The sequence below is a fragment of the Streptomyces sp. NPDC006743 genome, assembly GCF_040703815.1.
Lineage (GTDB): Bacteria > Actinomycetota > Actinomycetes > Streptomycetales > Streptomycetaceae > Streptomyces.
The window spans coordinates 77,516-91,057 of sequence record NZ_JBEYJA010000015.1 but is presented as its reverse complement, the minus strand read 5'-3'; the positions used below and the strand labels follow the sequence as shown (position 1 = coordinate 91,057).

The window sequence follows — 13,542 nt, the reverse complement described above, 5'->3', positions numbered from 1 at the left end:
GCTGGGCGAAGGCGGGCGCCGGCCGCCCTTCCGGCCCCGCCCGGTGGGCCTGGCGAGAAGGACCGCGGGGGCTTCGCTTGTTGCCTACAGTTGTTGGCTCCGCCTCTGGCTGCGGTTTCGGCTGCGGTCTCCGTGTGGGCGAAGGCCCTCCGTGGCCAACTCGAGCAGGTGCCTACGGCTGTTGGCATACGGCCGTTAGCCTACGGTCGTTGGCGTGGCCTACGGTTGTTGGCTCCGCCTCCGGCTGTGGTTTCGGCTGCCGTGACCGTGGAGGCGAAGGCCCTCCGTGACCAACTCGGCGTTCGAGCGGGCCCGTCGCCCGTCCGGCAGGACCAGCGTGTCCGCGAGGCCGGCCCGGCCCGCCAGGCCCAGCCGGCCGGCCAGGCGCAGGACCGGCCAGGCGCCGCCCTCCCTGCCGTGGAGCAGGACCGGGCGGCCGTGCGCGGGGGCCGAGCGGCGACATGGCGAACCGCTCCGGGCCGTCCGTGCCCGACCGGAGACCCGCCTCCACGCCGACGCCCTGGGCGAGCAGGACGGCGGCCAGTTCCTCCGCGTCCGGTGCGTCCCAGTCGACGCGGGCGAAGTCGGGCCGCACCGCCCACTCCCGCACGCGTGCCGCGCGGGCCGGCGCACCGGGTTCCGTCCAGGCCTCGCCGCGCCGGGTCTCGACGATGCCTGGAGCGGCCAGGCCCCCGGTGTCCACTCCGACCGCCACGGGCACCCGGGCCCGGACCGCCTCGACCGCGGGCGCCACCACGCGCGGCGACAGGCTCTCCCGCCCGCACGGCGTGCGCGGCCGGACGACCACCTCGGTGGCGCCGGCCGCGACGGCCCGCGCCGCGGAGTCGGCCAGCGCCCGCGGGGTGAGCGGCACCGCCGCGCCGTCCGCGGCCGTCCGGGCTCCGTTGAGACATGCCTGCATGGCCGGACAGTGCCCCGCCCCGCACCGGGGCGCTCCTCGGCGCGGACGGGCCGCGACCCCTCAGCCCCGCAGGGGCCGCCCGCCCCCGGCCCGAGGGTGAGGCACCCCCGGTGCAGCCCGGTACACCCCACCGCATCCCGGCGACCCGACACGCGCCCACCGCATCCCGGCGACCCGGCACGCGCCCGCAACCTCTCGGTCCGACCGGGCACGCGCCCGCCGCATCCCGGTCCGACCCGGCACGCGCGCGCCCGGCTCACCCCTGCCCCTGCTGAGGCCGAGTGCTCAGGCCGCCCGCTCCGTCAGCCTGCTCGGGCCCGCCCGCTCAGGCCGCGTGGGCGGCCCGCCCGGTCAGGCCGACACCAGCAGCCGCTGCCCGCGCCGGGCGGACGCCAGTGCCTCGGGGGTGAGGACGGGGCGCGGGACCAGGATGCCGCAGTCCGCGCAGACCGGTCCGGCGGACGGCTCGTGGTCCAGGCCGTAGCGCCACACCAGCCGCTCGCCGCCGCACACCGGGCACTGCGCGCCGGGCGCGCGCTCCAGCGCGGCGATCAGCCGGCGCAGTACCTCGGCCAGGGGGCGGCGCGGGTGGACCCGCGGGTCGTCGCACCACGCGACCCCGAAGCCGCCCCAGGTGAGCCGGTGCCAGTCGTCCACGCTGCCCGGGCGGCGCAGCCCGTCGTGCTTCTCCTTCCTGCGGCGCCCGGCGAACTCGGACTCGTAGTCGAGCCACACCGAGCGCGCCTCCTCCAGCTCCTCCAGCGCGGCCACGAGCCGCACCGGGTCGGGAGACCTGTCCTCGGGACCGAACCCGGCCCGGGAGCACAGGTGGTCCCAGGTCGCCCGGTGCCCGTAAGGGGCGAACCGCTCAAGGCACTTGCGCAGTGAGTAGCGCCGCAGCGCCAGATCGCACCGCGGATCCCTCACCTGTCTCGCCAGACTCCGGAAACCGGCCATCGCCCTGCACCTCCGTCACACCTGCACCTGCACCTGTAGCTGTACGTGGGGAACTTCGGCGTCGTCCTGTACATGCGCTCTGCCGACGTCGTCAGGTAGACGTGCCGGCCCGCGATTCGGCTCCATCCGGTTTCCGTGGTCCGTCATGGATTCGACCCGCTCGACCGTCATGTCCCTCCCGCGGACACCAAAAAGTGACGCGTGCTCATCTTCCAAGTCGGGGATACCGCCGGTAACGTCCCGCTCCACCCCCGTCGGGAGGAGCAGTCATGCCACGGCGCACCCCACACAGCGCGCTCGACAGAGTGAGAACTCCCCACAGATTCCCCGGGTTCCTGAAGACCGCATCCGTATGCGTCCTCGTTGCCGGTCTTTTGTCACCCTTTTCCCAAGCGGTCGCGGCGGCGGACGCGGCACCGAGGGCCGCCGCGGCCGACGACCACTGCGGCGGCCGGTGCTCGGACATCCTGCCGCCGGGCGAGAACGGCAACGCCACCCTCGCCCAGATCCTCCTCAACCAGGGCTTCGGCACCCAGCCCGCCCACGCCGAGGACCAGCTCGGCCCCTACGCGAACCTGGCCAAGGGCTACCCGGCCCTGACCGACGACACCATCAACACCTTCTTCAACGACGCCTCGTTCGGCGTCCCGGCCGACCAGGTCGCCTCCACCGAGAAGCCCGCGGGCCGCGGTGACGTCACGATCGTCCGGGACAAGAAGACCGGCGTGCCGCACATCACGGGCACCACCCGCTACGGCACCGAGTTCGGCGCCGGGTACGCCGCCGCTGAGGACCGGCTGTGGCTCATGGACGTCTTCCGGCACGTCGGCCGCGGCCAGTTGACCTCCTTCGCGGGCGGCGCGCCCGCCAACCAGGGCCTGGAGCAGCAGTTCTACCGCAACGCCCCCTACACCGAGGCCGACCTCCAGGCCCAGATCGACAGCGCCGTGGCGAAGAACGGCGCGCGCGGGCAGCAGGCCCTCGCCGACGTGAACGCCTACCTCGCGGGCATCAACGCCTACATCGACGCCGCCGACCCCGGACGCTACTTCCCCGGCGAGTACGTCCTGACCGGCCACAAGGACGCGATCACCAACGCCGGCACCATCGACCACTTCAAGGTCACCGACCTGGTCGCGCTGGCCTCGGTGGTCGGCTCGCTGTTCGGCGCCGGCGGGGGCGGCGAGGTGAACAACGCCCTCTCCCTGATGGCCGCGCAGTCCAAGTACGGCGTCGAGGAGGGCACCCGGGTGTGGGAGTCCTTCCGCGAGCGCAACGACCCCGAGGCCGTCCTCACCCTCCACGACGGCCAGAGCTTCCCGTACGCCACCAGGCCCGGCTCCCCGAAGGGCGAGGCCCTGCCCGACGCCGGATCGGTCACCGAGGAACCCCTCCTGTACGACCGCACCGGCAGCGCCACCGCCCGCTCGGCGGCCACCGCCGCCGCCACGGCCGCGAAGAGCGCCCTCTCCTCGGCCCGGCGGGGCATGTCCAACGCCCTCGTCGTCGGCGGCGAGCACACCGCGAGCGGCCACCCCGTCGCCGTCTTCGGGCCGCAGACCGGCTACTTCGCGCCCCAGCTGCTGCTGCTCCAGGAGATCCAGGGCCCCGGCATCAGCGCCCGCGGCGCCTCCTTCGCGGGCCTGAGCATGTACGTCGAACTCGGGCGCGGCCAGGACTACTCGTGGAGCGCCACGACCTCCGGCCAGGACATCATCGACACCTACGCCGTCGAGCTGTGCCAGGACGACCACCACTACCTCTACCACGGCACCTGCACGGCCATGGACCAGGTCCAGCAGGCCAACGCCTGGAAGCCGACCGTGGCCGACGGCACCAAGGCCGGCTCGTACACGATGCGGGTGTGGCGCACCAAGTACGGCCCGGTCCAGTACCGCGCCACCGTCGGCGGCAAGAAGGTCGCCTACACCACCCTGCGCTCCTCCTACCTGCACGAGGCCGACTCGATCATCGGCTTCCAGATGCTCAACGACCCCGGCTTCGTCCAGGGCCCGCAGGACTTCCAGAAGGCCGCGCAGCACATCAACTTCACCTTCAACTGGTTCTACGCCGACTCCGCGCACACCGCCTACTACAACAGCGGTGACAACCCGGTGCGGGCCGACGGCGTCGACGCCGAGTTCCCGGTCTGGGCACGGCAGCCGTACGAGTGGCGCGGCTGGGACCCGGCGGCCAACACCGCCGACTACACCGCGCCCGCCGCGCACCCCAACTCGGTCGACCAGGACTACTACATCTCCTGGAACAACAAGCAGGCCGAGGACTACGCGGCGGCGCCCTGGGGCGAGGGCTCGGTGCACCGCGGCAACCTGCTGGAGGACCGGGTGAAGAAGCTCGTCGCCTCCGGCGGGGTGACCAGGGCCTCGCTCACCCGGGCGATGGCGGACGCGGCCGTCGCCGACCTGCGCGCCGAGGACGTGCTGCCGAAGCTGCTGAAGGTGCTCGGCAGCTCACCGGTCACCGACCCCGCCACGGCGGCGGCCGTGGACAAGCTGCGGGCCTGGGTGGCCGCGGGCGCCCACCGCACCGAGACCTCGGCCGGTTCCAAGAAGTACGCCGACGCCGACGCGATCCGCATCCTGGACGCCTGGTGGCCGCTGCTGGTCAAGGCCGAGTTCGAACCGGGCCTCGGCAGCGACCTGTTCACCGCCTTCGGTGCGAACCTGCCCGTCGACGAGTCCCCGTCGGCCGGACACGGCCCGACCGGCTCGCACGCCGGCAGCGCCTTCCAGTACGGCTGGTGGAGCTATGTCGACAAGGACATCCGGGCGGTGCTCGGTGAGCAGGTGCGGGGGCCGCTGGCGGACAAGTACTGCGGTGCCGGCAGCCTCACCGCCTGCCACGGCATTCTGGCCGCCACGCTCAAGCAGGCCGCGGGCCTGACCGCGGCCCAGGTCTACCCCGGCGACGACCAGTGCTCGGCGGGCGACCAGTGGTGCGCCGACTCGATCGTCCAGCGCCCGCTGGGCGGCATCAAGCACGGCAGCATCAGCTGGCAGAACCGGCCCACCTTCCAGCAGGTGGTGGAGTACACCTCCCACCGGTGACGTCCAGGTGCCGGCGGCGGGTCACACGACGCGGCCCGCCGCCAGCACCAGCCGCGCCAGCTCCGGGTGCACGATGTCGCTGTGCGCGCCGGCGGGCGGCCCGCCGCGCCGGACCACCCCGGCCGCGTCCACGTTCACGCACCCGGACGCCGGCAGCGGCCCCCTCAGCGCCTCGGCCAGGGTGCACGCGCGCGTGCCCGGCACGGCCTGCACCCCGTCGTGCCCCATCGCACCCCAGCGTGCGCCCAGCAGCGCGCCGATGTCCACGCCCAGCACCGACCGGTCGTCGTCGGCCATCCGCGAGGCCAGCGGATAGAACGTGCCGAGCGCCGTGTCGAAGCGCGAGGTGCAGCACACCAGAGGGCCGTCCACCCGGTTCTCCTGCCCTTGCAGGACACCTCCCGCGCGCGGGTCGCCGGGCAGCCGGGCGGCGAACGCGTAGTGCGAGAAGGCCCCCTGGAGCAGGGTCAGGGACTTCACCGTCCGCACCCCCGCGGGCAGCCCGCGCAGCGCGAACGACACCAGCCGCCCGCCGAAGCTGTGCCCGATCAGATGGACCCGCAGACCGGGAGCCGCCTCGGCGAGCCGGCCCACCGCCGGTCCCAGCCCGCGCTCGCCGACGGTGCCCGCGCGCCGCTTCATCGTGTAGTACGTCGCCTGCCGCAGCAGTTCCTTGGCGCCCTCCCACGGGTTCGGCAGCGAGAACGACTCCTGTCCCGCCCCGGCCGCCGCCCGCGCGAACTCGGCGCAGACGTCCGCCGCCGGGCGCGTGAGGATGCCGGGCTCGCGCTCCGGCACGCCCTCCGTCACCGTGTCCGCCGTGAAGTGCGCCTGCGGACCCGGTGGCACCACCTCCACCAGCAGCCGCACCAGCCGCCCGAACTCCTCCAGGGCGGCCGCCTCGCGCGGCTGCTGGTCCAGCATCCGCGTGAGCCGGTCCACCACGGTGGCCCGCCCCGGGAAGGTCTCCAGGAGGGCGCGCCGGGTGTCCTTGTCGAGCGCGGGTCCCGGAACCGTACCGGCGGCGGTGGAGCGCGGGAAGTCGGGGATCGGCTCGTCGCAGAACCGCATCGACGGCCAGATCACGCCCACGTAGCCGATCCGCGCGGCCGGCGCGAGGCCCGGGACCGGGGCGAAGAACCGTTGGTACAGACGCGTGGCGCCGGAACGGTCGTCGTTCCAGCCGTGCGCGAAGACGATCAGGTCGCGCACGCCGCCGGCGCGGGCCCCGGCGAGCAGCCGGTCCCGCTCCGGGACGTCCACGTCCCCGTCGGCGTCGAAGGTCAGCTCCCAGTACGGAGCGACACCCGTGCCCGTGTCCGCCATGGCCGGACCCCCTCGTCCCCCGAAGCGGTGCGATGTGTGGTGCATCGTCCTGCGATCGGGGGAGGTTGGCCATACGTCAGGACACTCCCGTAAGGAGTAATTCCGGTCGTCCTGCCGTGACGGCGCGGGCGTGCCTCACCGGTACCGGAGGGGGGCGTGCCTCACCGGTACAAGAGGCGGGCGTGCCTCACCGGTACAGGAGGTAGTGGCGGCGGGTCCTGCGGAACGCGGCCAGTTCCTCGCGCCAGCCGCCCGCCACCTCGTCGGTGTCCGCGCCCGCGTCGATCATGGTGCGCACCCGTGTGGAACCGGTGAGCTTGTCGATCCAGTCGTCCGGGCGCCAGGCGAAGCCGCTCCAGACCCGCTTGGCGGTCACCAGCAGGCCGACCCCGGTCAGTACGGGGTCGTAGGCGGCCCGGTCGTGGACGTGGATCTGCACCCCGCCGGCCGTCCTGCCCTGGAACTTGGAGAAGGTGGGCGCGAAGTACGCCTCCCGGAAGCGCACGCCCGGCAGCCCGAGGGCGTTCGCCGCGTCGGCCCAGCGCCCGTCGATCCCCTCCGCGCCCAGCAGTTCGAAGGGGCGGGTGGTGCCCCGGCCCTCGGAGAGGTTCGTGCCCTCGAACATGCAGGTGCCGGAGTAGACGAGGGCCGTGTCGGGGGTCGGCATGTTCGGGCTCGGCGGCACCCAGGGCAGCCCGGAGGCGTCGTAGAAGTCCGACCGCTGCCAGCCGGTCATCAGGACGGTCTCCAGCGGCACCGGCCGGCTCAGGAACTCCCCGTTGAACAGCCGCGCCAGCTCCGCGACCGTCATGCCGTGCGCCTGTGCGACCGGCCGCCGCCCGACGAAGGTCGCGAACTCCTCGTGCAGCACCGGGCCCAGTGCCTCCCGGCCGGTCACCGGGTTGGGACGGTCGAGCACCACGAACCGCTTCCCGGCGAGCGCGGCGGCCTCCATGCAGTCGTACAGGGTCCAGATGTACGTGTAGAAGCGGGCGCCGGCGTCCTGGATGTCGAAGACGACGGTGTCCACGCCGGAGGCGGTGAAGACGTCGGCGAGGGGCTGCCCGCTCTTGAGGTACGTGTCGTACACCGGCAGTCCGGTGGCCGGGTCGTCGTAGCGGCCCTCGGAGCCGCCCGCCTGCGCGGTGCCGCGGAAGCCGTGCTCCGGGCCGAAGACGGCGACCAGGTCCACCCGGCGGTCGGCGTGCATCACGTCCACGATGTGCCGCACGTCGCGGGTGACACCGGTCGGGTTGGTGACGATGCCGACCCGCTGCCCGTCGAGCACCGCGTAGCCGTCGGCCGCCAGCCGCTCGAACCCGGTCCGCAGCGGCCGGCCGCGGCCCTGCGGGGCCGCCTCGGCCCGGGCGGCCGGTCCGGCCGACGCCGCGACCGCGGCCGTGCCGGCGAGCAGACTCCGTCTGGACAGCTTCATGCGGCGACCTCCGTGATCAGGGCGGGTGTCATGGTCACGCACGCTAGCGCGCGCCCCGGGCCGCTGGGAACGAACCTGCGGGAGTGCCCGAGGTCTACACCACTGGGGGCCGCGCACAAAAGGGGCGCCCGGCTCGAGATTGCCCGGCACGCACGCTCGCGGCGTTGCCGAAAAGCCCTGGCAGCTCCGCCAGGAGGACCTTCCGGCGCCTTGCGATCGCATGCACCGGACGCCGCGAGCCGATCGGACTCTCCTTGTGTCCGCAGCTCTCAAGCCGCACCCGCGCGGTGCCGGGCCACCTCTTCCCGCATCACATACCGACCGGTTAGTGTGGCGCGGCAGAGCAGGAGCGTGCCGCGTCGAAGGAGACCGATGGTGCAAGCCGTTCAGGGTGCGGGAGTGGTCGTCACCGGAGCCGGGAGCGGCATCGGGGCCGCGCTGGCCCGCCGGTTCGCCGCCGAGGGGGCCAGAGTCGTCGTCAACGACCTCGACGCCGCCCGGGCGGCGGCCGTCGCCGAGGAGACCGGCGGCATCGCCCTGCCGGGAGACGCCTCGGCGATCGTGGCCGACGCCCGTGACGCGCTCGGCGGCACCGTCGACGTCTACTGCGCCAACGCGGGGGTCGGAGCACCCGGCTCGGAGGCGGCGGGCGAGGAGGCCTGGGCACGCGCCTGGGACGTCAACGTCATGGCCCACGTCCGTGCCGCCGAGGCGCTGCTCCCTGCCTGGCTCGAACGCGGCCGGGGCCGGTTCGTCTCCACCGTCTCCGCCGCCGGACTGCTCACCATGATCGGTGCCGCCCCCTACAGCGTCACCAAGCACGGCGCGTACGCCTTCGCCGAGTGGCTGTCGCTCACCTACGGCCACCGCGGGATCAAGGTGCACGCCATCTGCCCGCAGGGCGTGCGCACCGACATGCTGGCCGCCACCGGCAGCGCCGGCGACCTGATGCTCAAACCCACCGCCATCGAACCCCGGGACGTCGCCGACGCCCTGTTCAAGGGCATCGCCGAGGACCGCTTCCTGATCCTGCCGCACCCCGAGGTCGCCGGCTTCTACCGCAACCGCGCGGACGACCCCGACCGCTGGGTGGCCCACATGAACCGCATCCAGCGCACCTGGGAGGAGAACCGGTGACCGCCACCCCCGCCTCCCGGTACGCGGCCAAGCCCTGGCTGCCGCTCCTCGACGAGGCCCAGCGCGCCCCCGCCGACCCCGCCGACTCCCTGGTGCACGCCCTGCGCCGGGCGGCCGCCGAAGCCCCCGACCGCACCTTCCTCGCCTACTTCGACGCCCGCCTCACCTACCGCGAGACCGACGCGCTGAGCGACTCGGTGGCGGGACACCTCGCCGCGCGCGGCCTGCGCCCCGGCGACCGGGTGGCCGTCGTCCTGCAGAACTCCCCGCACTTCGTGCTCGCCGTCCTCGGCGCCTGGAAGGCGGGCGCGACCGTCGTCCCGGTCAACCCGATGTACAAGTCCGCCGAGCTGGCCCACGTCCTGGCGGACGGCGAGGTGACCGCGCTCGTCTGCTCCGACCGGGCCTGGGAGTCCTACCTGCGCGCCACCGCCGCCGGCTCGCCCGTGCGGATCGTGCTCACCGCGTGCGAACGGGACCTCCAGACCCGCGACGACCCCCGCGTGCTCGCCTTCGAACGGCTGCCGCGGGCCGCGGACGCCGACGACCTGACGGCCGTCGCCCGCGCCGGCCACCCGGCCCCCGCCGTGCCCGCCCCGGCACCCGCCGGCACCGCGCTGATCAGCTACACCTCCGGCACCAGCGGCACACCCAAGGGCGCCACCAACACGCACGGCAACATCATGTACAACGCCGAGCGGCAGCGCACCGGCCTGGGCCTGCCCGAGGGGCCCGTCTACTTCGCGCTGGCGCCGCTGTTCCACATCACCGGCATGGTCTGCCAGTTCGGCGCCTGCCTGAACAGCGCGGGCACCCTGGTGCTGGCGTACCGCTTCGAGCCCTCCGTCGTCCTGGAGGCGTTCGCCGAGCACCGCCCGCACTACACCGTCGGCCCGTCCACCGCCTTCATGGCGCTGGCCGCCCACCCGGCCGTCACCCCCGACCACTTCTCCTCCTTCCACGTCATCTCCTCCGGCGGCGCGCCCCTGCCGCCCGCGCTGGTGGAGAAGTTCCGCTCCCGCTTCGGCCCCTACATCCGCAACGGCTACGGACTCACCGAGTGCACCGCGCCCTGCGCCTCCGTGCCCCCCGGCCGCGAGGCCCCCGTCGACCCGGTCTCCGGGACGCTCGCGGTGGGCGTGCCCGGCCCCGACACGGTCGTACGGATCCTCGACGACAGCGGCGCCGAGGTGCCCTTCGGCGAGCAGGGCGAGATCGTCGTGCAGGGCCCGCAGGTCGTGCCCGGCTACTGGCGCCGCCCGGACGCCACCGCCGAGACCTTCCCCGGGGGAGAGCTGCGCACCGGCGACATCGGGTTCATGGACGAACAGGGCTGGCTGTACGTCGTCGACCGCAAGAAGGACATGATCAACGCCTCCGGGTTCAAGGTGTGGCCGCGCGAGGTCGAGGACGTCCTCTACACCCATCCGGCGGTGCGCGAGGCGGCCGTCGTCGGCGTCCCCGACGGCTATCGCGGGGAGACCGTGAAGGCCTACATCAGCCTGCGCCCCGACGCCGAGGCGGACCCGGACGCGCTCGCCGCGTACTGCAAGGAGAGACTGGCCGCCTACAAGTATCCGCGGCAGGTGGAGATCCTGCCGGAGCTGCCGAAGACGGCGAGTGGGAAGATCCTCCGGCGGGAACTGCGTTCCCGCGACGACACCCGGTAGGACTCAGGAAGGCAGGTGGCGGCAGTGCCCAGGACGACGGAATCAGCCGGGACCCCCGTGCCCCAGCGGCTGCTCGCCGCCGCCACCCGGCTCTTCGCCGACCAGGGCTACGACCGCACCTCGGTGCAGGAGATCGTCGAGGCGGCCGGGGTCACCAAGGGCGCGCTGTACCACTACTTCGGCTCCAAGGACGACCTCCTGCACGAGGTGTACGCACGCATGCTGCGCCTCCAGCAGGAGCGGCTGGAGGCCTTCGCCGACGCCGACGAACCCGTCGAGAAGCGGGTGCGGGACGCCGCCGCCGACGTCGTCGTCACCACGATCGACAACCTCGACGACGCGATGATCTTCTTCCGGTCGATGCACCACCTCAGCCCGGAGAAGAACAAGCAGGTGCGCGCCGAGCGCCGGCGCTACCACGAACGCTTCCGCGCGCTCATCGAAGAGGGCCAGGACAAGGGCGTCTTCACCAGGGCCACCCCCGCCGACCTGGTCGTCGACTACCACTTCGGCTCCGTCCACCACCTGTCCACCTGGTACCGCCCCGACGGCCCCCTCACCCCGCAGCAGGTCGCCGACCACCTGGCCGACCTGTTGCTGAGGGCGCTGCGCCCCTGAGCGCGCCGGGTTGCGTGAGCGGCGCGCAGCCCGGAGGGTCGGTGCCATGAAGGCCATCAGCTACAGCCGGTACGGCGGACCCGAGGTGCTCGAGTACGGGGAGGTCCGCGATCCCAAGGTCGGCCCGGACTCGGTGCTGGTGAAGGTGCGGGCGGCGGCCGTCAACCCGGTCGACTGGAAGTGCCGCGAGGGCCACCTGGACGCCCTGCTCGACCCGGTCTTCCCGGTGGTCCCGGGCTGGGACCTCGCCGGGACGGTGGTGCGGCCGGGCGCCGCGGTCACCGAGTTCGCCCCCGGCGACGAGGTCATCGGCTACGTGCGCGAGGACTTCCTCTCCCGCGGCACCCTGGCCGAGTACGTCGCCGCCCCGGTGCGCACCCTGGCCCGCAAGCCGCGCGCCCTCTCCTTCGAGGAGGCCGCCGGGCTGCCGCTGGCCGGTCTCACCGCCTACCAGGTGCTCGTCAGGACGCTCCGGGTCGCCCGCGGCGAGACCGTCCTCGTGCACGCCGCCGCGGGCGGGGTCGGCTCGTTCGCCGTCCAGCTCGCCGGCCACCTGGGCGCCCGCGTGATCGGCACCGCGAGCGAACGCAACCACGACTACGTGCGCTCCCTGGGCGGCGAGCCGGTCAGCTACGGCGACGGGCTGGCCGAGCGGGTGCGCGGGCTCGCTCCCGAGGGCGTCGACGCCGTGTTCGACACGGTCGGCGGCGAGACCACCAGGATCTCCGCGCACCTGCTCGCGCCCGAGGGCCGGCTGGCCTCCATCGCCGACCCCGAGGTGGTCTCCTACGGCGGCCACTACTGCTTCGTCCGCCCCGACGCCGAGGATCTGGGCCGCCTGTCCGAGCTGGCCGACCAGGGCGTGCTGCGCGTGCACGTGGCGGAGACGTTCCCGCTGGAGCGGGCGGCACAGGCACAGCGGCGCAGCCAGGAGGGCCGCACCCGCGGGAAGATCGTCGTGACGGTGGGGTCCTGAGAGGACAGGGCGCGGGAGGCCGGAGCGCGGAGGCGGGCCGCCGGGGCGGGTCTAGAAGACCAGCACCGCCGCGCACAGGGCCAGCGCCACCGTGCACAGCACCGCGGTCGTGGCGAGCCGGGCGGGGAGGGCCGGCGGGGCCGCGGTGCGCGCCAGGCCGCGGATGCGGAACTGGGCCAGCAGCAGGAACGCCAGCCAGAGCAGGCAGCACAGGGCGCAGACCAGGACGCCGACGGGGGAGGCGCCGCCGTGCAGGGCCGTCTTCGCCGCGAGCACCGCCGCCACCGTGCTCGACAGTGTCGTACGCCGCCAGGCGAGCCGTGTCCGCTCCGGCTGCAGCCCGGGATCGCGCACCGGACCGGCCGCCCCGCCCCGCGTGCTCACCCCGCCCGTCCCGCCAGGACCACCACGACCATCGCCACGGCCACGACCGCCACGACGATGCCCAGCAGCGCCGGGAAGCGGGAGGCGGGCAGGTCCTCGCCGCGGCGCATCGCCCGCTCGCAGCGCACCCAGTGGTTGACCGCGCGCAGCGAGCACAGCACGCCCGCCGCGAGCAGGGCGAGCGCCAGCCCGACGCGCCAGGCCCACCCCAGGTGCGGCAGGAACTGGTCCACCGCGAACCCCCCGCCGATCAGCGCGAGCGCCGTGCGCAGCCAGGCCAGGAAGGTCCGCTCGTTGGCCAGCGAGAAGCGGTAGTCCGGGGTGGTGCCCTCCTCCCTGACCTCCTCGGGCGCGAACCACAGGCGGACGTTCCGTACGAAGTCGATCACGAGGGGACCCTATCCGGGCGTGGGCCGGCCGGCCCCGGAGGGCCGCGTCACCGTCGCTGACCCGACCGGTGAGCCATCAGCCGCTCGTGGGCGGCGAGACCGTCGGGCACCCACTCCCACTCGCGCAGCCGCCGCCGGACCTCGTCCTCGGTCAGGAAGCCGTGCCAGGCGACCTCCTCGGCCTGCGGGCGCACCGGCAGCTCGCAGCGGACCTGGTACACCGCCGACCACCAGCTGTGTCCCGCGCCGTCCTCGTACAGGAACTTGAACAGGTACTCGGGGCGGGGCAGGCCGGTCACGCCCAGCTCCTCCTCGGCCTCGCGCAGCGCCGCGTCGTCGTAGCTCTCCCCGGCTCCGACGACCCCGCCGACGAACAGGTCGTACAGGGAGGGGAAGACCAGCTTGGTCGCCGTACGCCGGTGCACGAAGAGCCGCCCCTGGGCGTCCCGGGCCTCGACGAAGACGCAGCGGTGCCGCAGCCCGCCGGCGTACACCTCCCCGCGGGGAGCCCGGCCGACGACACGGTCGTCGGCGTCGACGATGTCGAGGATCTCGTCCGCAGCGCTCATGCCCCCATCCAAGCAGGCCGCACCGGACGGGGGCAGCCGGCGGCGACGGTGCGGGACAGCCGGCCGCGAGGATGCGGGGCAGCGTGTTCCG

The 13,542-nt window shown here is 73.9% G+C and carries 11 protein-coding genes and 1 pseudogene; 5 read left to right on the top strand and 7 right to left on the bottom strand.

The window, feature by feature from the left end; translation table 11 throughout:
* Positions 1 to 219 precede the first annotated feature (219 nt).
* Together ABZ719_RS15610 and ABZ719_RS15605 are read right to left on the bottom strand one after the other, a co-directional pair.
* Positions 220 to 922 (bottom strand): annotated as a pseudogene (locus ABZ719_RS15610) (3-keto-5-aminohexanoate cleavage protein).
* A 351-nt stretch (positions 923 to 1,273) separates the two neighbouring features.
* Positions 1,274 to 1,879: a hypothetical protein gene (locus ABZ719_RS15605; protein ID WP_366725706.1), complete on the bottom strand. Its 606-nt coding sequence runs from the start codon at positions 1,877 to 1,879 to the stop codon at positions 1,274 to 1,276.
* 269 nt (positions 1,880 to 2,148) lie between these two features.
* On the opposite strand from ABZ719_RS15605, the gene ABZ719_RS15600 reads away from it, so the two are divergent.
* Positions 2,149 to 4,947: a penicillin acylase family protein gene (locus ABZ719_RS15600; protein WP_366725705.1), complete on the top strand. Its 2,799-nt coding sequence runs from the start codon at positions 2,149 to 2,151 to the stop codon at positions 4,945 to 4,947.
* Positions 4,948 to 4,968: 21 nt separating this feature from the next.
* On the opposite strand, the gene ABZ719_RS15595 is transcribed toward ABZ719_RS15600, so the two are convergent.
* Together ABZ719_RS15595 and ABZ719_RS15590 are read right to left on the bottom strand one after the other, a co-directional pair.
* Entirely contained in the window at positions 4,969 to 6,273 is a 1,305-nt protein-coding gene (locus ABZ719_RS15595) for a serine-threonine protein kinase (RefSeq protein WP_366725704.1), read from the bottom strand.
* Positions 6,274 to 6,460: 187 nt separating this feature from the next.
* Positions 6,461 to 7,708 carry a DUF1343 domain-containing protein gene (locus tag ABZ719_RS15590; RefSeq protein WP_366725703.1) on the bottom strand — a complete coding sequence of 416 codons (1,248 nt, stop codon included), beginning with the start codon at positions 7,706 to 7,708 and terminating at the stop codon, positions 6,461 to 6,463.
* Positions 7,709 to 8,080: 372 nt separating this feature from the next.
* Between ABZ719_RS15590 and ABZ719_RS15585 the strand changes: the two genes are divergently transcribed.
* The 4 genes from ABZ719_RS15585 to ABZ719_RS15570 are packed head-to-tail and all read left to right on the top strand — an operon-like array spanning position 8,081 to position 12,109.
* A complete protein-coding gene (locus ABZ719_RS15585) occupies positions 8,081 to 8,845 on the top strand; it encodes an SDR family oxidoreductase (protein ID WP_366725702.1) in 765 nt (254 codons plus the stop codon).
* The gene (locus ABZ719_RS15580) at positions 8,842 to 10,515 is read left to right on the top strand and encodes an AMP-binding protein (RefSeq protein ID WP_366725701.1); all 1,674 of its coding nucleotides are present in this window, start codon (positions 8,842 to 8,844) and stop codon (positions 10,513 to 10,515) included. Before ABZ719_RS15585 ends, ABZ719_RS15580 begins: the two co-directional genes overlap by 4 nt.
* A 24-nt stretch (positions 10,516 to 10,539) precedes the next feature.
* Complete coding sequence (locus ABZ719_RS15575; protein WP_037859671.1) at positions 10,540 to 11,133, top strand: TetR/AcrR family transcriptional regulator; 594 nt, start codon at positions 10,540 to 10,542, stop codon at positions 11,131 to 11,133.
* Between the two features lie 46 nt (positions 11,134 to 11,179).
* Positions 11,180 to 12,109, top strand: a complete 930-nt coding sequence (locus tag ABZ719_RS15570) for an NADP-dependent oxidoreductase (protein WP_366725700.1) — start codon at positions 11,180 to 11,182, stop codon at positions 12,107 to 12,109.
* 51 nt (positions 12,110 to 12,160) lie between these two features.
* Here the strand turns inward: ABZ719_RS15570 and ABZ719_RS15565 are convergent, their stop codons facing one another.
* From ABZ719_RS15565 to ABZ719_RS15555, 3 genes are read right to left on the bottom strand one after another with little or no spacing between them, the layout of a single operon-like run.
* Positions 12,161 to 12,493, bottom strand: coding sequence for a DUF202 domain-containing protein (locus ABZ719_RS15565; protein WP_366725699.1), 333 nt, complete (start codon positions 12,491 to 12,493; stop codon positions 12,161 to 12,163).
* The gene (locus ABZ719_RS15560; RefSeq protein WP_366725698.1) at positions 12,490 to 12,882 is read right to left on the bottom strand and encodes a DUF202 domain-containing protein; all 393 of its coding nucleotides are present in this window, start codon (positions 12,880 to 12,882) and stop codon (positions 12,490 to 12,492) included. The genes ABZ719_RS15565 and ABZ719_RS15560 overlap by 4 nt, the downstream gene beginning before the upstream one ends.
* 47 nt (positions 12,883 to 12,929) lie before the next feature.
* Positions 12,930 to 13,451 (bottom strand): NUDIX domain-containing protein, encoded by a 522-nt coding sequence (locus tag ABZ719_RS15555; protein WP_366725697.1) that lies wholly within the window; start codon positions 13,449 to 13,451, stop codon positions 12,930 to 12,932.
* Positions 13,452 to 13,542 lie beyond the last annotated feature (91 nt).

Excerpts from the sequence above, each read along its gene's own strand:
- ABZ719_RS15605 (WP_366725706.1), bottom strand. The coding sequence starts at position 1,879 with ATGGCCGGTTTCCGGAGTCTGGCGAGACAGGTGAGGGATCCGCGGTGC.
- ABZ719_RS15600 (WP_366725705.1), top strand. The coding sequence starts at position 2,149 with ATGCCACGGCGCACCCCACACAGCGCGCTCGACAGAGTGAGAACTCCC.
- ABZ719_RS15595 (WP_366725704.1), bottom strand. The coding sequence starts at position 6,273 with ATGGCGGACACGGGCACGGGTGTCGCTCCGTACTGGGAGCTGACCTTC.
- ABZ719_RS15590 (WP_366725703.1), bottom strand. The coding sequence starts at position 7,708 with ATGAAGCTGTCCAGACGGAGTCTGCTCGCCGGCACGGCCGCGGTCGCG.
- ABZ719_RS15585 (WP_366725702.1), top strand. The coding sequence starts at position 8,081 with ATGGTGCAAGCCGTTCAGGGTGCGGGAGTGGTCGTCACCGGAGCCGGG.
- ABZ719_RS15570 (WP_366725700.1), top strand. The coding sequence starts at position 11,180 with ATGAAGGCCATCAGCTACAGCCGGTACGGCGGACCCGAGGTGCTCGAG.
- ABZ719_RS15555 (WP_366725697.1), bottom strand. The coding sequence starts at position 13,451 with ATGAGCGCTGCGGACGAGATCCTCGACATCGTCGACGCCGACGACCGT.